The sequence below is a fragment of the uncultured Fibrobacter sp. genome, from assembly GCF_900316465.1.
Classification (GTDB): Bacteria; Fibrobacterota; Fibrobacteria; order Fibrobacterales; family Fibrobacteraceae; genus Fibrobacter.
Genome location: NZ_ONDD01000016.1, coordinates 42317 through 61489, shown reverse-complemented (window position 1 = coordinate 61489; position 19173 = coordinate 42317). Strand labels below are relative to the sequence as shown.

Below are 19173 nucleotides of genomic sequence, written 5' to 3'. Positions count from 1 at the left end.
GGAACATATAATGATTTAGTAACTTGATTTTGCTTTGAAAATCGGGCAACAGAATTTATTTTTAGAATTGAAAAACAATAAGAGGATGTATGAAACGTAAATTATTCAAGTCCATGATTGCGGCCGGTGCGGTCGCCATGATTTGCGCTTGCGGCGACGATTCCGCTTCGAGCAATCCTGCAACTCCGATTGCCGATAACGGCTGCGCGAAGGCTGTCGTAACTGCCGATGCATGGCTTTTGAACAACTGGGTCATTTATGCCGACGGTAACGTGACCGATCTTGCCGGCAATGCAATTGGCTACTTTGATGCCGGTATCGTGATGGATTTGAACGGCGCTCCTCTTGCGCAGAATGTCAATTTGGCCGACCTTACTATGTGCTCGGCAAATGCAACTGTTGACCCGCAAACGGGCGTCATCGAAAAGTTTAGTTCTTCGTCTGTGACGACCGATCCGACAAACCCGACATCTTCTGCAGGCGTCACGGACCCGACCGATCCGACGAACCCGACTTCTAGCGCGGGCGCCACAAACCCGACGGACCCGACATCTTCTGCTGGTGGCACGAATCCGACGGATCCGACCGACCCGACTTCTAGCGCAGGCACCGAACCTGTAGAAACCAGCTCCAGCAGCGTGGAACCTGTCAAGCCGAGCGGCAACCCCGAAGAAGACATCAAGAAGTATCCTGTTGCATCTTATAAGAACCTCCTGGCGGCAGGCACGACCCAAAAGGGATGGAACTCTCGCTATTGGGATTCCTGCAAGCCCCACTGCAGTTGGATGGATAATGTGGATACCTCCAGTCAGGCCGCGTATGCAGCTGCGGGTTACACGGTAAGGAACTGCAACATCCATGACGTTGAAATTCCCACGTTCACATTGAGCAAGGGCCTGGAGCGTTATTGGTGGGGCATGGAAGGTGTGCCCAGCTCCTGTGAAGTTGGCGCTGGCGGTTCCTTCACTTGTACCGATATGGCTCCCATTAAGGTGAACGATACTTTGTCCTATGGCTTTGTGGCTGGCCCCAGCAACCAGGGTTGCGGTAAGTGCTATCACTTGCAGTATGATGGCAGCACCAGCAATATGGGAAATGGTGGCCCGGATGTAAAGGACACGCACTTAGCACTTAAGGGCAAGCATATGATCGTCATGGCTTCCAATATCGGTCATGATGTTGATGCTAGTAGCACCCAGTTCGACCTGCTTGTTCCTGGTGGTGGTGTTGGTATCTTTAACGCACTCTCTACGCAGATTGGCAAGTCTCCGGAAGACCTCGGTAGCAACAATGGTGGTGTCTTGAGCTATTGCATGCAGAAACTGGGTTACTGGCAAGTGACCAAGGAACAATACCAGGAATGTGTGATTGAAAAGTGCGAGGCCGTATTTGACTCCACTGTATGGCCTCACCTGAATCGTGGTTGCAAGTGGCTTGCCACATTCTTCGAGGCCGCGGACAATCCTTCCTTTGTTTGGGAAGAAGTGGAATGCCCCCAGTATTTGGTGGATAAGTACCGTACGACTCTCAGCCTGGAACTTGAAACCAATGTCCTTTACTCTGACAAGTGGGACAACTATAAAGGGGATGGACAATTCATTACCACGGATGCCTGCTCCAGAACTCCCGATGCACAGGGACAATACTGCGACCCGGATCAGCTAGCTGCTGACAAGGCCAAGTCTTACTAGTCGCCCCGTAACGAGGATTTATGAAACGTAAACTGTTTAAGTCCATGCTTGCTGCAGGCGCGGTTGCCATGATTTGCGCTTGCGGTGACGATGCCGCTTCGAACAATGCTACAGATCCGAACTCGGCTGTTGACCCGGGTACGGGCGTAGTCGACAATCCGTATTCTTCGGGCGGAGTGACAGACCCGAGCAATCCGGGTAACACGCAGAACCCTGGCAATACGCAAAATCCGACGTCGAGCGCGGCCGGCACGAATCCGACCGATCCTACGAACCCGACGTCGTCTGCGGGCGGCACGAACCCGACTGATCCGACGAATCCGACGTCGAGTGCGGGCGCTGACCCTGTTGCAAGCAGCGGCTCCGTGAATACGGATCCGGAACTGGGCCCCGACGGGTTCCCGACTCTTGAATCTTACGGTGCGCCTCCGGCCGAATACACCAAGGACATTAGCGCTACGGCAAAACGTGGCTGGAATACCCGCTACTGGGACGCCTGTAAGCCGCATTGTTCCTGGCTTAAGGAAAGCTCTAACGATAAAACCCGTGCAGATACTTCTTCCAACGAGGCGTTCCTTGCCGACTTTGGCACTGCGCGTAACTGCAACATCCACGATGTCGAAGTTCCCACCTTTACCTTGGGTGACGTAACGAAGTCCTGGTTCGGTTACAACGGGACCAGAAGCGCTTGCGGTGACGAAAAGGAAAAGGGCGTGTTCACCTGCACCGACATGGCGCCGATTGCCGTGAACGACACTCTTGCCTATGCATACGTTGCAGGCACTGCCGATAGCAAGTGCGGCAAGTGCTATCACTTGCAGTACGATGGCCACTTCGCGAACGAGATGGAAAACAACCCGCCCAGGGAAACCCACAAGGCTCTCAAGGGCAAGCACATGATTGTGATGGCCTCTAACATCGGTATGGATGTGGCTGGCGGCAATCCTAATCTTCCGGCAGGTCAGTTCGACTTGATGGTGCCGGGCGGTGGCGTGGGCGCCTTTGACGCTCTTACAACTCAGGTGAAAAAAGGCAGCGACTTTAACTGGGGCGCAGGCTTTGGCGGGTTCCTGACCGAATGCCAGAACCAGCTCGGTTACGACGCTACTCTCGCCGCATACCAGACCTGCATCAAGGATATGTGCGACGCGGCCTTCGGCGACGCCGGCCTCCCGAACCTGTTGCGCGGTTGCCACTGGTTTGCCGACTGGTACATGGCCGCAGACAATCCGACCTACTACATTGAAGAAGTGGAATGTCCGCAGTACTTGATTGACCATTACATGAGCCGATACAACACCTCTCTAGAAAACAACTTCAAGAAGGTGACGGACTGGTCCACTTTCAAGGAAGGCGACGTGCTCGATACGCTCCATTGCTGGAAGGCGGGCGAGGCTCCTCCGGAAGACGGTTGGGTCAACCCGAGCGCCGGTTGTGACGTGCAATAAGCCGGAAACAACGCGATTTGAATAGTCCTGCGATAATTTCGCGGGACTATTTTTTTACTTTACGCGGGAATGTTAATTTGTTAGATTTGGGTGCGAGGAGACATTTTATGAAAATGTTATTGGCTGCAACGGCTCTGTTGCTTTTGGCTGGGTGTTCTTTCTTGGATCAGGGATTTACGACGGCGCCCGATAAGGCGGTATCACTTGAAGATATTCAAGGGTGCTATTACTATGAAGGAATGGGTGATAGAGATTTTTTGTGCGCAGAGATGTGTGTAGACAGTGTCTTGCATTTTCATACCCGTCTTTATTCGAAAGAAGATGTGAATCTAGAGTCTCCCTATAATGATTCTGTTTACGTATGGGATGTTGAATCTCAGGGCCCAGAAGCGGATGGGACGATGAACGTCAATTTCCGTATGAATGGTCCCCACAATGCGGTGATGAATTATTTAGGTGGTGCTGAAGAACAATTGTTTGTTGATGGTCCAATGCCTTATTATTGGCGTGAAGCCATTTATTCAAAGCAGAAGGGGGCAAGATGCGTGTACTAATCCTTTGCCTGTTCCTTGTTGCGACATATGCGAATGCCTTTTTTGCTTTTGGTAATTTGGGTGATTCCAGACTGCAGTGCAAAAATAACGTATACCGCCCGGCCGGTATTGTGGGCTATACCCTTGGCGTTGGTGTTTTTGACGAACCGGAAAATATGGTGGACTACAAGATGTCCTTTGGACTCACGCGTGCGGGGTATTCGTACGACGATGGCGACGAGAGTGTATCGCTGTATATGCTCGATATCCATTTGGTTTCTTGGTCTGTCAAGATTCATAATGTTTATGTTGAAGCGTTTGGCGGTCTTTCGTACTTGCTGACCTATTCGAATTTTTCGGATTACATGGAAGAAAAGGTCGGCGAAAAATTTATTGACCAGGAACGTTTATACCCGAAATACGGATTCCGTTTGGGTTATTATGTAATGGACAACTTGCTTGTTGGCGTGACGGCGAACTACAACATGGTTCATTGGCGTTATGGCAAGACCCGTAGTTGGAATGGCAACAATAACGAAACTCTGTTTGTCGGTGGTTTCGGTCTTTCTGTTCAGTACAATATTTTCTAGTGTATGAATAACCTGCTTAAAGCGATTGCCCTTGCGTTTTTGATTCCTTGCGCGTTATTTGCGCAGGTGTTACCTGACACGTTAAAAAGCGAACTTCAAGATAGTATTGAGGTAGATGCTGTTAATGGATATGATGTCAATGGTAATACTTGTTTTGAAAAAGATCCGATGCTTTGCCACAAGATGTTGTATCGTGAAGTGGGGCTTTTGAAGTGGGAATATAAACTGGATTATGAAAAGGTTGATGTGGATAAGCTTTATCCATATTTAAAGGCGAACCCGGAATCGCGTGGAAATTATTGGGCTTCTCGTGTAACGTGGTTTTTGGGGGTAGGGAGTCTTTTGTATACAGCTGTTGCGTGTCCTCTTTTTCTTGCCACGGGATCTAAAGCTATTGGGATTTCTTGGGGTGTATCGTTTGCTGCAGGATTGGCTCTAGGTATCACGTCGGTGACAGAATTGCATATTGCAATTGATGATTATCGATAATGGAATTAATTGCCGATGAGAAACCTATTTAAAGCGATTGTATTGGCGTTGCTGATTCCCTGTGGTTTGTTTGCACAGGTGTTACCTGCTGAACAAGAAGATGTGCTGGCGGAAGAAAATGTAGAAGATGTGTCCAGTGAACATCATATGATATACTACGATGATTTGCTGATAGGTACGGAGTTTTATCTAGATGGAAAAGTCGTGAACGATTTGTCCGAGATGAGGCGATATTTGCTCGCGAACGAATATTCTAGACCTTATGCTAAGGCGTCTAATTGGGTTAGGGCGTTTGCATATCTTTTTGCAGGGGCTAGTGGAATGATGCTTGTGGGTGGATTTGTGACTGAAAATCCTTATAACAAATACCTCTTCATTGGCTCGGCCGCTTCGTTTGTTGTCGGTATTACTGGCGGATTTGTTTCTGGGCATTATTTGGAAAAAGCAATTGACGAGTACCGGTAGCGCGAGATGAAGTTTTCTTTGTACTTTTTGTATGAGGACTTTATGATAAAACATGTTTTCAGTTTTGCTATAGCTCTGCTCCTTTGTAGTTGCAGCGAAGAAAAGGGTTCTTCTGCATCGGCAGAAGCTGTACCTGATTATGAACCAATATTTGGGACTCTATATGATGCTAGAGACGGCCATACATATAAGACCACAGTTATAAATGGCCTTGAATGGATGGCGGAAAATCTGAATTATTACGTATTTCATGAACTTTGTACAGATGGTAGAGGTGATATAATTGAGTGCGATAATAGGCCATTTATCTCTTCACGTGAGATAAATAGTGCGTGCTATGATGAAAATCCGGTAAATTGCGAGCGCTATGGTCGCTTGTATTGGTGGAGTGTTGCTATTGGCGATACTGCACGTGTGGAGGGTGGCGCAAGATTGTACAATTTGGGTTCGAATGTACGTGGAATTTGTCCTGAAGGTTGGCGCATGCCAACAGAGAGTGATTACCGAGAAAAACTTTGGTATTTTTTATTGGCTCGACATCCTAAATCAAGTATAAGAGAGATTGAAGCTCTTTTAAGATCTGTAGATGGGTGGCCGGATAGCTTAAAGGGGACGGATGAATATGGCTTCAATTTAAAACCTAGTGGTTATGGAGAGGGGTTCCATAAATTGGGAGAGTGCGCCGTGTTGTGGACTGTAGATGAATATAATGAACAACTTGCGTATGTTTATGATGATGTATGTTTTCGTGGAAGATTTGAAGCAATCAATAAAACGGAGCTTTTTTCTGTCAGATGCGTCAGGGATTATCCTGTATTTTAAAAATGAATTTAATCTGGCGTAACAAAAATATAATTTGTAAACAAATTTAGAACAAACGCTTTTTTTTCAAAAAATAGCCATCTGTTAATAATTGTTGGTAGTTTGTTGTTATAAATTGCATACAAATTGTTGACACTCAGCGAATAGATTTTTAATTTGCAAAAAAATTTAGGATTAGGAATCTGGAGGATTCTCCTATGAAATTTTGGATTGTAAGTAAAATGTATGCAAGGCGCCTTTGTGCCTTGTGTTTTGTGCTTGCTTGCGTAAGCATGTGGGGGTGCTCTAGCTGGTTTGATGAGGGTACCCATTTTGAGTGGGCTGAACATAGAACTGAAAAATCTATTGTCGGTTTTATTGATGACTCTTTGGTGATTGCGTATAATGCACGGAATTGGTATGAAAGAACTGATGAAGATGGTGACCAGGTTGGAAGTGGTAAAGGAAATCAGGCTGTCTTTATTTACAATTATCGAGTGCAGTTAGATGGGCCGGTGTTTATTGATTCACTGGACAACGGTATGGAGGAAAATTTCAACTATGGATTGGGCCAGCTGAGTGATTCTGTAATATGGGGTGGAAACGTAAATCATTTGACAAACGACATGGGGAATGTGTATTCCTTTTGGAAGATAGGAAAAAAACCATATAAGGTGAATGTTAAGGAGAATAAAGACGGATGTTCCGTAGGCTTTAATGTGAGAAAACTTAGAACATGGCTTGATGGAAAAATTTATGCGCAAGGTAATAAGCTGACTCGTGGTGGAGATTCATGCCAATATGCGATTTTGGATACAATTTCGAAGACTCTTGTGTATAAAAGGTTGGATGAAAACCTGAAATGGACTGAAAAATGTGACGACGTGAGAGCATGGGGCGATGATGTGTATTGCTTTATGCCCGGAGAGCTTCCTTTTGAAGCTGTTCTTTTGCGAAATGGCGTTGATACTATTGATGTTCCAATAAAATTTAGTGTTGGTGATTTCTGGGGAAATATTTTGCAACCTAACGCTAATTTATGTAGTCTTATTGATGGCAAAGTAGTTTGTTCTGGTGTGATATGGCGTGGTGGTTTGACATTTTATGAAAATGATGAAGTTGTTGTGAATTTGGAGTAAGAGTAATGCGTAGACATTTGATTTTATTGTGGATGCTAACGATAGTTTGTGAATCCTGGTCTGTTCCTAAACCGATGGAATCGGTTGAAAATTATAATATACTTATGGTTCATGGAGCCTACGGTTCAGATAAGGGTATTGAGAACTGCTCTAGTGAAACTCTCGAAGCTGTTAAAGAAAATAAGTATTTGACGACAAGTGATAAAGGTGCAAATATTGGGTATTATCATGATAAAGATCGCTTAACGAGTTGGCTGGAATCGCTGGTTTTTGAAGATACAACGAGTTATGATTCTCTTAACCCTTTTTCAGATTATCGACGTAGTCAAGGTTTTCCTTACATTTATTCTTGGCGTGCGTTCGTTAATCCGGCAAATAGTTCCGTAAATAATGCTCGCGAATTAGGTGATAGAAAATGGGATGGCTGTGGGCACAGAAGATCCCTTGTTGAAGAATCTCAGGAAGTAAGGGCTGTTTTTGATAATGCAAGTACTGGACGAAAGGATTTTGGTCAGGTTGCTCTTGATTCTATACGTCGTCATCCAGATCTATACAGACAGATTCCTTCCCGTTATATTCTTGTCGGTCATTCGATGGGCGGCATTGCTTCGCGCGAATGGATTCAGAATAGCGATTATTACTATGGTGATGTAGATAAAGTTATTACGCTTGATTCTCCTCATGAGGGAACAGGGGCATTGAATGCTCAATTGAGAATGTGGGATCATTTTACCGTTGCGCAAAATATAGTTTCGGGAGCTATTTGGAATGCTGGAGTTGCATTTGGTTTAGCGATGATTCCTTGGGAAAATGGTTTTATGAAGTATGCTGCATACGGCTATGCAGGTATGGCTTTCATTGCTGCAAATATGTCTCCTGCGGTTTGGGGCTATTTAGAATATTGGAAAGAGGATTTGCAGCATTACAGAGACGAAGACCCTTTGGTTGCGTATTTAAATCCGTCTCGATATGGACAAAGTGATCACGTGAGCAAATTAAAAAGTATTTCACCGCACGATTCTCTTCCGATGTTTAGGTTGCTTGGTGGGCGAGAGAGTATGACTTTTACGGATTTGGAAGATGATTATCCAGCAAGTGTTGCTATTGGATGGGTCTTCCCGAACAGCTACGTTTCTGCAATAGGAAACTTTTTTACCCATTTTGATTGGGAAACTATTCCTTTCAATAACGCCTTTTGCGGTTTTTTGATGGGTATGGTAGGGAATATAAATGTATGGGAAAAAGGAACTTCGTTGGTATCTGTTTCTTCTGGGATGGCGGATAGTACGGAATCGTTAAATTCACCAATGGTAGATGTCAAACGTTCTGATTTTTTCGCTGCGGAATATACTAAGCGTCAAGATGATTGGGTAACTCCTTTCTTGGCAACAATGAAAATAACAGTTGTTGCCTGTGAGGTGTTCGGTATTGCTGCGGAAATTTGGGGTGGCCCAGCGGTGAAGACTGCTGGAGAGATTGCGATTGCATCATCCGGATTATTGGCTTTAACTGCTACAGGGGTTTATACTTTTAAAGATGGAATTGGTGGATTCAAAGATTTGGGCAAGTCGCACCAATTGCCATTGAAAAAAGAATTTCAGGAAACATGGTTCTCTGAAGAAGAAAGTTCTTATTCCCGTATAAAAGATGGTGATACGAGTTGGACTCCTTATCTTATGGAAGATTTTCTCTACGAGAGGCCTTTCGTGAATCTGGCGTTGAACGATGTGGCGACGTTGGACGCGCTGCAGGAAATGACTGATTCTGCACGTAATGCTTCTTCCTTGAATCGTAACTGCTATTACATTGGTTCAAAAAATGGTGTAAACTGTGCTATAGGTCTTTTCAAGTCGGCAAATGACTTGAATTCAACACAAAAGAATTTGCCTCTTTCGAGCTTAACGACGCCTCTCCGCTTCAAATCGGAATCTGACTGGTCCAAGATGGGGGTAAAGGTGGACCGTTGGGAAAAAGTTCCTGGTTTGAAATCGGACGGAGCGCCTGACGATACGATTGTCCCCATCCGTCATGTGGAGCGTTACAACGTGCCTGCAATTACGGTTGATAATTGGATTGAAAAGTACTCCTTTATTGTGGATGATTTGATGCCGCACAGGTTACGTCAAATTCGCATGAATTTTAACTATCAGGAAGAGATTGCTTGGGAGTGCGATATAACGAAAGATCCTGATGCGAATGACGTATGTATTGTGTACACACGGAGTGGTGGTGGTGCCTGGAAAAACATAATGGATTCGGTGTATGTTCCCGATAGCAAGGGGAAAGATTCTCTTTGCTTGAAAGAGCGGACGGTTCCCCACCCCGTCAAGAAAAATGGCCAGTTTGATTTTGTCCCAGGTGAATACGGTTACAACAATTTGCTGGCTATCCAGAAAGACAATCAAAATACAGTCACGATTTCGACGGTGAACAAGATTGGCCTTTCCAATACGCAACGATTCTATTACCTTTTTAAGGCTACTGCAAATATGCTTGATCCTGTATGGCCGAAGCATAACATGGTGCTGAACAAGATAAAGGATTTCAAGGCCTATGCAAGTGCTCTCGGATACCAAGGATTTAGGGTCATGGGAGCAAAGGACAGTATAGTGCTGGAATCTGGCGATACAAATGTTGCGCCCGGTTCTTCGAAAGAAATGTCAATGGTGTACGAATCGTACGTTGACACAACTCGCGATTCTACGGGGAGCCTTCAGGATTTGTCCACGGCATATTTTACATCGAAATGGGATGAAGGTCATCCTGCCGAAGGCAAATATCACTGGGCATTCGTGGTGGATATCCGCAACATGGTTTCCGATACGGCCAGTAAAGATTCGTCAAATACTTACAATGTGTCGTTCAGTGTGGATACGACTGCACCCATATTCAATATTGTGGCTGAGGGGGAGATGGTAAATCCTGACAGCATGTCGTTCGTGGCCCGTTTTGCATGGGCAGATTCGGCGAACAGTCCCGATATTCGGGCCATGCGCATTTCCCTGGAAAAGGCGAATGGCAATTCTAGAAATTCGAACTATTCGCGAGTGGCAGATTTTCCAGCCCTGTATGATGTATGTACTCCGGAGTTTGCAATTCAGTGGAACGATGCGGTGCGTAATTCTGTCAGGGACAATGACGGCTATTATAGAATCAGGACCTATGCGGTGGACAACGCCGTGCCTGATAAAAATACTTACATGAAAATGAATAATCTTGTTGATGTCATTGCCGGAAGTCCGGGAAATGTTCCCGAATCGTTATGGCCTGATTCGAATGATTCCCTAAATGTTTTCGTGACGTATGATACGTTCTTCGTTGATACGAAACATCCGGAACTGCTCAATCCGCGACTCAAGACTGCCTCTTCATCGGGGAGCCTTTATCCGCAATTGCAGGACAAGAAGCCAGCGCGAAATTCGTCATTTGCCTACGCTTCATATGATAGCCTGCTGAAAATATCGTATGTTGTGCGTGATTCGCTGGATGGCCGCGATTCGGAACTCGTGACGATAGCTTGGCAATTTGTTCATGATGGAGATCCAACGAAGGTTGACCATGCGGGAGATTCCGTCCATGTGACGGCTGGCGATATTGCAGATACGTCGTGGACCGAGATGGCAGGTATGCGTCTTGAAGATGGTGACTACGAAATACGCGCCCTTGTGCGTGATGCCGCAAAGAACGATTCGCTTTACAGGCTACCAAAAAAACTCCGTGTCGACAAGACTGCTCCTTACATCGAAAGTCTTGTAAGTACCAAATTGATTTATCCAGATTCTGACAATAGTTACTCGGCAAAAATTGTCGTGGATGAACATAACGATGTGAATTCCAACCGTACTGGCATGAACTGCTATTATCAGGTGAGTGGCTCTGGAAGAACGACATCGTGGAAAAAAGTATCGAACAAGACTCTGAAGAACGATTCGGTCACGTTCAATCTGGATTCTATTGGCGATATGCGTGGTAAGTGTTCTCTTGAGGCCGTGTGTATTGATGCTGCGGGTAATGCTTCCGTGAAAACAGATTTATTTTTCATCGGTGAACGAACTCCGGTAATATCGTCACCGCGTGATTCTGCTGTATATACATCGTTGATTGCCATTACAGGTGTGGCTCCGCCGGTGAAACTTGAGGACTCTTTAAATACCATTTACAGGCTGCGGTATGCCAATATTGATTCCTTGGGCACAGACGGCGCCCTTGAGTGGAAAACATCCAATATTTTTGTCGTTTCCGCATTGCAGAACAGTTCGCATCGAAATGTTTCCAAGGTTTCGCAGAGCAATGATGCCGTGCTGGGCTATCTTGACCGCAAGATTGGTGAAAATAAATATCTGGAAGGTATGTTTGCCATAGAACTTGGAGTGTGTGCTGGAGAAAATTGTATTGATGGTCCTGATAACCTGTGGAAAACAGATACAACGTTGATTTTGCTTGGGGATAGTCGGGACGACCTGTTTGGTGATAATCCTAATTGGCGTTTTTCGTCAAAACCCGATACCGCCATGCATATAGGGACGGATACCCTTAGATTGTCGTTATATCAGTCTGGAAAGTTTAACGGTAGCTATTTCCTACGAGTTTATGCTGAAGATTCTATGCATGTCGGCATGTTTGATGAGTCTGTCTCAAGAGCGTGGTGCAACCCATATTATGGGGTTCCCGCCGATACTTCGTCCGACTCTTCTGCCGTATGGTTCTATGAACTGGATGGTCAGTATCATTTGAAATGGAAGGGGCTTGTTGCAGGTGACACCTTGAAGGTTTCCTATGATTCTTCTGGTTTTGGGGATGTTTGCAGTTACAGCGGTTGTGAATCACGGTCCGTGGCCTTTGACATGGGGCTGTTCTCGGCAACCATAAATTCCTATTTGGAAGATTTCCCTGAATGGATTCCTCCTTCAAAAATTAGCCACGAGATGTTCTTGTTTGGGGATTCCGGACATGTGGTGATGACTGCTACGGAAGCGTTCCGCGTATCTAGAACGGTCCTTTATGGTGATTCGACTTTGCCGAAAATGAAGGTCTATTTCGGAAGCAGTGGTGATGACGGCTTCTACTGGATTGCTGACGGTCAAATCGGTAGCGATTCTCTCAATCCCTTGGTTATGGGATGGACTGTGAATCCGCGTGCCTATGGGTTGACTTTTGCCTGGACTGGCACGACCGAGACGGGGAAATATCCCGCTTCGGGTAAGATGACGATTTATGCGGAGGTGACGGAAAATGTCGCTTCTAATCCGCATGTGTTCCTTGATACGGCTTCCGTTGAGATTGTGCCGGATTCTTTGAGAATTTCGCTTGCGGATACATTGCCTGATTTTGTGTTATTGAAAAATGATTCGACTAAAGTGTGCAAGTTGGATACGACCGATGAGAACGCATGTGAAAAAAGGGTTCTATGGCTTAGAACGATGGTTGCTAAGTACGGAATCAAGAATAGGGATGCATATGTCGGTATCTATGTGGTAAACGATTTGGATACGTTTGAATTGCAGGATATTTCGACGACGGAAAGACGTGCTAATTCTAGTGATACCGCTTACCAGGTTAGTTGGAATGGGAAGGATGGCCAGGGACATGTTAAACTGGAAATAGGTGAATACAAGCTTTTGATTGTGGCCAATTCAATGGATGGTGAAAATTCCACGACAGCTGAGGCTGTGTTCAAGGTTAAGCATGCCGAAACGATGGTAGATATGACTCCAGATAATCCGAAAAATGAGCATGTCACGGTCCCTTCTATCCACGTTTCAGAAGCCTTATACGATAGCAGGGTCGGTGCTTATCGTTATGAACCTGTTGCCGATTATCTTGTAAAGGCCAATCTTACCGGATGGAAATTGCCGGACTCCCTGCGAAATGGTGAAATCCCCTTGACTGGGCAGATTTCTGGGTCTCAGGAGATAATCGGTTATGACCCGAAACGTTTTAGCCTCGCCATCAAGAGGCATAGGAAGGAATTGGATCTTGTTGCGGTTCGCTATTTGCGCTACAATACGTTCTATATTGATTGTGGTGATTATTATCCTTTTACGGATTGTAAACAAGAAGGTGTGAAGCAGCATGAACGAATTTTCGTAGATACGCTTCATTTTAATTCGATGACAAAGAGCATTACCCTGACTGAGTCCAAGAAGGCGAATGACGCTATTGGTTATTATGGATATGATTTCAAAAAATATGATGAGAATGCCTATGACATAACGGTATTCACGCTTTCTGGGTGGCAAAAATTTTTGGATGAATTTTCTGCATATAACAAATCGCCTCTTGATGAGATAAGCTATGATCCCATAAAGCAAAGCGAGTATCAAGTATGGACTCTTGACAAGATTAGAACGACTGAAATTAAATTCCCTAGTCCACATGAAAGTTATGGACATGATTGCGGACCTAGGTATTCGTTTGATGTCGTTGAACCGGGTTGCAGGAGCGATTCGACGTTGGATTCCGTATGCGTGAATGGCGATTCTAACTATGACATGAATGCGAATTTGTTTAAGATAGAAATCAATCCTGGTGCAAATGGAAAGTATTATACGGATAATTTTGTGATAAATCGAACAGGAGGTGATCATTATGCTTATACAAAACTTGAATTTAATGTGACTTATACAATCCCTGATACGGCTTATTGGAATGCTGCCTTCGGTATGGACAACCTTGTAAATCGAACAGTTCGCTTTGATCACACGAATATGACTGTATTCGGTAATGATGGTAGTGGCTATTGGGCTGCATTGGATAGTTTAAGAAGGGTGAAAAACGATGCTTTCCTTGTTGGCATGGGGTCGTATCATGACGGAAATGAGTGGAAATTCGATAAAACATACGGCCTGTTGACTCCGTTTGAAACGCAAAGGCTGCATTATTTCCCGTCGAGCTATCTTGAGGGCGGATTGAACACATTTTTGTTTGCGGATGAGGACTCAGCTTATTCGCAGGCCGCACGCTTTGACTTACGCTTCTATACTCCAAGTAGTAAGGACGATTTTTTTGAGGCGAAAGTATTGGGTGATTTAGCTCCTTATGAGCCTTCTGACCAATGCAATTCTGATTCTACAAATATCCTTGCGGCAATGGGAATACCAGGTTTTTGTGAGATAAAGTATTCGGGAATTTCTGATACGGTCAAGCATACTCCGTATTTTGCTGCTAATACGAATGTGGAATTCTTTGTAGGTCGCAATACCCGCTGGAGTTCTGTAAGGCATCGTGACACGATTGCTTATCCAGCTGCGAAAAGTGTAACCGAACTTGTCAAGGACTCGGTATGTAAGGATAGCGGACAGGACTGGAATTTTGTGAATAATGGAATGTCTCTTTGTTACAAGTATTATAATCTTGGTTCACGAGCCCATTATTACTATGGCGACTATACGGATTCGACTTGGTTGTCCTTAGTTACTCATGATTCTATTATAAACAATATCGAGAATGCAGCAAGCCGTGTCTTTAATTCTCCGCAAGATTATCTGTATATGAATGTTGTCATGGCATCTGAAATTGGCAAGAACGATGCTGCTTTTACTGTCAAGCCTTCTTCGGATGATTACGATAATGTAACGAATCAATATTACATTCGGCTTGATACCGCGGTAAAAATAAATAGTGAACTTGTTGGTGGCAGTGTGCATGCCAAGGTTGAATCGCTTAAGTTGGATTTGAGTAATATTAAAGTCCCTGAATCAGTGTTTAGTTTGTCGAACAATGCTGAAATACTCTATATCAAGGCAGATTCGTTGATGGTGGACACGTTCTACCGCATGTCGAAGGATCCTCAAGCCAAATCGCCTGTGCGTCCTAATGTTGATACTCTGACACGAAATCAGATTTATCGTAACGATGATGTTTGGGTGAATGATGTTGTGGTGAATAGTGCTGAACTGATGCATTTGGATTCTAGTAAGCATTCGCATTTGTTGCTTGATAGGCTTTTCCCCGATTCTGTGAATATGCTGGTGAAGTTTAGAAATGTGGACTCAATTACTGTTAAACGCCCGAAGGAATTTGTTGAGGTTAGGGCTTATCTAGATAGCGGAATAAATTACCGACTTGCATATTTGAATGGGGATGCTTTCTATGCGTATCCCAAAAACATGCTTGATTCAGTATGGAGGGATTCCTTGAAGGCCGATTCGAGCGGTTGGTATCGTTTGGGCTGGTTCGACGTGAACAGGTTGCAAGGAAATACGCAACTTATGCTTCTGTGGGGCGATGATGATCGTACAATGTCCAACTTTAGCAAGTTCGATATGGTGATAGGTAGTTTAGTAGATTCGTCTGATTATAAGACGGTCAAGTCCCTGTTCGAGGAAGTTAGTGTCACATTCCCGAAGAATTCTGTAGATACGGTCAAAAACATCACTGTTCGTACTGTAGATGCGAAGGATTATTCGTTTGAAGTATTCAACAACCTAGCTCTCAAGGGCCCGATTGTAGAAGTCTTGCCGTCAATGACGTTTGCAAACTCGTCTGCTCTTCCGCGCGTACAGATGAAAATAAGTCGTGAGGAAATGGTGGCGATGCGTGCAACTCCGCAGACGGTAAGATTGTACAAGGTGGATTTCACAGGCAAAAAATTTGTCCCGCTCAATAATGCTCTCTATGGATTCTTGAATGCAGACGGAAGTGATGTTCTGGATGGTGCAAAGCCTCTTCAATGTAATAACAAATCTACAGATCCACGTTGTGCTGGGAATGATTCCACGTGGGCCTATCTGCTAATTTCCGCTGAGACAAAAACATTCTCTGTGTTTACAGCGATGGATTCCACCATTGCAGAAACTCCGAACTTCAGTGTGACGGTCTTGCCTGAAATTGCCTCGACTGCAAATCGCACAGTTCGTGTGGATGGCATATCGAGATTTAAGTTGTATGTAGATGATGACGCGTTGTGGGCCAACCGTGACGATGTCACCCCGCCAGACACTCTTGCATTTACGGCGGATTCCAATGGCTTTGCACATGTGATGTTGCCGTCGCGTAATAATAATATTGATACGAGTTATGTGTTTGTGGTTGCGTTGAGTGAGCCGGATTCGAATGGTTCCGTGGTTGAATTGCCTGCAGCTCCGGCGGTGGCTCGTGCGTTGACCGTGAATACGCAGTTTGCCTGCTCCGTTCCGTCTGACTCATTGTGGCTTGGTCTCGACAATGGCTACATGGCCTATGGTGCTAGTTGTACGCATCCGGGTTATGGTCTAGTATCGCTTTATCGTGACGGTCGCATCGTTGCTGAAATCCGCGGCGAAATACCTGATACAATAATTTATGATGGGGCCAAGGCTGCCGGAACGTCCGAATTGGGTAAGATTTCTACTGGTGTATATGAATCTCGGTATATAGGCGTCTCGGCTCTCGGCATGGACATGCAAATGGCAGGCCCGCGAGTCTATACGGATTCTCTACGTCCTGCGATTAGGAACTTCTCTGTGCAGGATTCTTCCGAGGTTCTTGACCGGATCTTTACGGCGACTGCGGATGTGTATGATTCCGAGTCGGGTATTGCCCGCGTGATCGTGACGCCGGTGTTCGGTGGCGATACTTTGCGTGTCATGAATGTAATACCGGATTCTGTCGGTCATGTGTCGGCTAGTGTCCGTATTTCTCGAAAGCAACTTGCTGAATGTACTGGTTGCTATCTCTCTATGGAAGTTCGTGTGGAAGACTATGGTCATAACCATGCGGAACAGAAATATGTATCTGAAAAACTTTACCCGTATCCGACAGAACTTGCCCTGTGGTATCCGGCACGTGAAAGTGGTGGCCGCATAGTACATGAACTGTTAGGAACAGGCCATGATCTAGATTTGTATAAGAAGATGAAAAATCCGTGGGGAAGCGATGTCGGTCTTTATTTTGAAAACAAAGCAGATTATGTTGAAGGAAACGGAATAGTTGACTTTGGCAGCACAGATTCATACTCCTTTGAGGCCCGCATTAAACGAGGGAATTCCTATGGAACTTGGCGTAGAATTCTTGGTTTCACGGGCGTAAATGGACTTGATATAAAATTAGTGCAAAGTGGTAGTGTACTTGAATTGATAGAAGGTTCGAACTCATGGCTATCGGGTTCTATTCTGCCTAACCAAAAAACATGGGCTCATGTTGTTGTGACAGTGGATTCCGCTAATGTGAAGTTCTATGTAGACGGTGAATTGAAGGCTTCTAAAAAGTCTGGTATTATGCTGGATCGTGAACTTGAAGGCGTGTTCTCTATGGGCAAAAGTAGTGATTTCTTATCTTATCTCGGTAATGTTGCAGATATACGCATGTACTCGCGTGCGTTGACTGCTGCTGAGGTTGAGGAACTTTCGAAGCCCGTAACCGATGCTGGTGAAGTTTCCGATATCATTGTTGTTGCCGTGAAGGATATGGATGCCGTGAGCGGATTCTCTAATCAGTTCTCCTGCTCTGTGGCTGGTAACAAGTATCTTGAATCGAGTGATTCGGCGACACTCACGATGTCCGTAATCGTCGAAAATGCTGCAGACTACAATGTCGTACTGTATGCAAGGTCTGTTATGGCGGGCGATAAGCCGGTCTATGTCGGCGAATCAAGTTTGCTGACGGGGATTGCCTCCGTTTCCAATACCTGGCGCGCGGTGACTGTTTCTGGCGTGTCCGTCCATCTCGCGGCGGGTGCACATACGTTGACACTGAAGGTTCCTGCCGGTGTCCAGATTGGCGGAGCAGCTCTCACGACCGCCAATATTCCGGCTTCGATGATTGCCTGGGGTATAAGTACTTCGGACAAGGTGGCTGGAATTACGCCTGCTGATACAGTTCGCAAGGTTAAGTCGTATTTGCGTTACGAAGGTTATCCGGAAACATCTACGCTCCGTCCGAGAATCCGTCTGCGCAACGTGTCTAATGAACCTTTGAATGGATTCTCTGTTCGCTACTACTTCCGTGGCGAAGATGCTGCGACTGCCAGTGTTGAACGCTATTGGCCGAATAATGTGGAGACTTTCCCCGCAGTTCATTCCGAGAGCGCCAATACGGGTTACGTAGAATGGATGTTTACCGAGACGATTCCTGTTGCCGGAACTGTGTTCAGTGGCGATGGACCGCATTTCGGACTCTTTAGTTCCGGTAATATTCCGTGGGATGCCTCCGATGATCCGTCCTTTGTGGATCCGTACTCTGGGCTTGCTGCGAATATAGATGGGTTCTACGAGGATGTGGGCGTTATCGTCCTTGACAGCGACAATAACCTGATTGGCGGTTCCTGCGCCGAGATGGAAGATCCTGTATCGCTCGAGGCCAAGGTTCGCGTGCTTGCGTCCGATATGCGTGAAGACCACCGGGCTAGTGAGATTCACTTCAAGGTTGAAAATACAGGTAATGTTGTGTTGAAGAACTTTGATGTGCGTTACTACTTCTTTGTGGAAGAGGGGCTCGCACCTGATTATGAACTCGACGACAAGTCAGAATGTGCATCGGCTTCGATGGAAAACCTCGGCTCTGGCCGTTGGCAGGTGACGGTCCATTGCGACAAGCCGCTTGCTGCGGGTAAGACGTGGCAGAATCCGGTGAAGGTTGCGCTGCACTTGCCGGGTTGGGCGGAAATATGGAATGCGAACGATGACCCGAGTCACGATAGTCTGGGAACGACTGTGCGTGAAACTCGCGGCATATGCGTATTCGATTCCACGGGGTACATGCTTTATGGCAATGTGCCTGCCTGGACTTTGTCCACTCCGGATGAAGTCAACCCGGATTCCGTATATAATGTCGATTTCGGCTACCGTGCGCCGGGCAATTCCATACCCGTGATACGTACGCCGGAAGGACTCGTTGTCACGATGGATAACTGGTCCTATGTAGAACTGAGTCTAGTGACGGCAAAGGGTGCTCCCGTAAAAAATATCTTTGCCGGTACTCTTGCTCCGGGCGAACAATTTGTGCGGGTTGACTGGGCCGGTATTGACATGAATAAAACGTATTTGATGTTCAAGGTGAATGGCTCAATTAAATCAACGAAAAATCTATCTTTGCTGTAA

General features: G+C 45.6%; 9 protein-coding genes. All 9 read left to right on the top strand.

The annotated features are described in order from the left end of the window. Positions 1-89: 89 nt before the first annotated feature. On the top strand, positions 90-1691 hold the full coding sequence (locus QZN53_RS07895) for a glycosyl hydrolase family 5 (protein ID WP_294652369.1): 1602 nt from the start codon (positions 90-92) through the stop codon (positions 1689-1691). Between the two features lie 20 nt (positions 1692-1711). Continuing rightward, the gene (locus QZN53_RS07890) at positions 1712-3139 is read left to right on the top strand and encodes a glycosyl hydrolase family 5 (RefSeq protein WP_163438477.1); all 1428 of its coding nucleotides are present in this window, start codon (positions 1712-1714) and stop codon (positions 3137-3139) included. 107 nt (positions 3140-3246) lie between these two features. Continuing rightward, the gene (locus tag QZN53_RS07885; RefSeq protein WP_163438476.1) at positions 3247-3693 is read left to right on the top strand and encodes a hypothetical protein; all 447 of its coding nucleotides are present in this window, start codon (positions 3247-3249) and stop codon (positions 3691-3693) included. Further along, a complete protein-coding gene (locus tag QZN53_RS07880; RefSeq protein WP_163438475.1) occupies positions 3681-4262 on the top strand; it encodes a hypothetical protein in 582 nt (193 codons plus the stop codon). The genes QZN53_RS07885 and QZN53_RS07880 overlap by 13 nt, the downstream gene beginning before the upstream one ends. Before the next feature lie 3 nt (positions 4263-4265). Next, a complete protein-coding gene (locus QZN53_RS07875) occupies positions 4266-4751 on the top strand; it encodes a hypothetical protein (protein WP_163438474.1) in 486 nt (161 codons plus the stop codon). 15 nt (positions 4752-4766) lie between these two features. After that, positions 4767-5216, top strand: coding sequence for a hypothetical protein (locus tag QZN53_RS07870; protein WP_163438473.1), 450 nt, complete (start codon positions 4767-4769; stop codon positions 5214-5216). Between the two features lie 42 nt (positions 5217-5258). After that, positions 5259-6038 carry an FISUMP domain-containing protein gene (locus QZN53_RS07865; protein WP_163438472.1) on the top strand — a complete coding sequence of 260 codons (780 nt, stop codon included), beginning with the start codon at positions 5259-5261 and terminating at the stop codon, positions 6036-6038. Positions 6039-6235: 197 nt separating this feature from the next. Further along, on the top strand, positions 6236-7156 hold the full coding sequence (locus QZN53_RS07860) for a hypothetical protein (RefSeq protein WP_163438471.1): 921 nt from the start codon (positions 6236-6238) through the stop codon (positions 7154-7156). Between the two features lie 5 nt (positions 7157-7161). After that, positions 7162-19173 carry a LamG-like jellyroll fold domain-containing protein gene (locus QZN53_RS07855; RefSeq protein WP_163438470.1) on the top strand — a complete coding sequence of 4004 codons (12012 nt, stop codon included), beginning with the start codon at positions 7162-7164 and terminating at the stop codon, positions 19171-19173.

Bases quoted from the DNA above. Each gene is read 5' to 3' on its own strand.
- QZN53_RS07895 (WP_294652369.1), top strand. From the start codon at position 90: ATGAAACGTAAATTATTCAAGTCCATGATTGCGGCCGGTGCGGTCGCC.
- QZN53_RS07890 (WP_163438477.1), top strand. From the start codon at position 1,712: ATGAAACGTAAACTGTTTAAGTCCATGCTTGCTGCAGGCGCGGTTGCC.
- QZN53_RS07885 (WP_163438476.1), top strand. From the start codon at position 3,247: ATGAAAATGTTATTGGCTGCAACGGCTCTGTTGCTTTTGGCTGGGTGT.
- QZN53_RS07880 (WP_163438475.1), top strand. From the start codon at position 3,681: ATGCGTGTACTAATCCTTTGCCTGTTCCTTGTTGCGACATATGCGAAT.
- QZN53_RS07875 (WP_163438474.1), top strand. From the start codon at position 4,266: ATGAATAACCTGCTTAAAGCGATTGCCCTTGCGTTTTTGATTCCTTGC.
- QZN53_RS07870 (WP_163438473.1), top strand. From the start codon at position 4,767: ATGAGAAACCTATTTAAAGCGATTGTATTGGCGTTGCTGATTCCCTGT.
- QZN53_RS07865 (WP_163438472.1), top strand. From the start codon at position 5,259: ATGATAAAACATGTTTTCAGTTTTGCTATAGCTCTGCTCCTTTGTAGT.
- QZN53_RS07860 (WP_163438471.1), top strand. From the start codon at position 6,236: ATGAAATTTTGGATTGTAAGTAAAATGTATGCAAGGCGCCTTTGTGCC.
- QZN53_RS07855 (WP_163438470.1), top strand. From the start codon at position 7,162: ATGCGTAGACATTTGATTTTATTGTGGATGCTAACGATAGTTTGTGAA.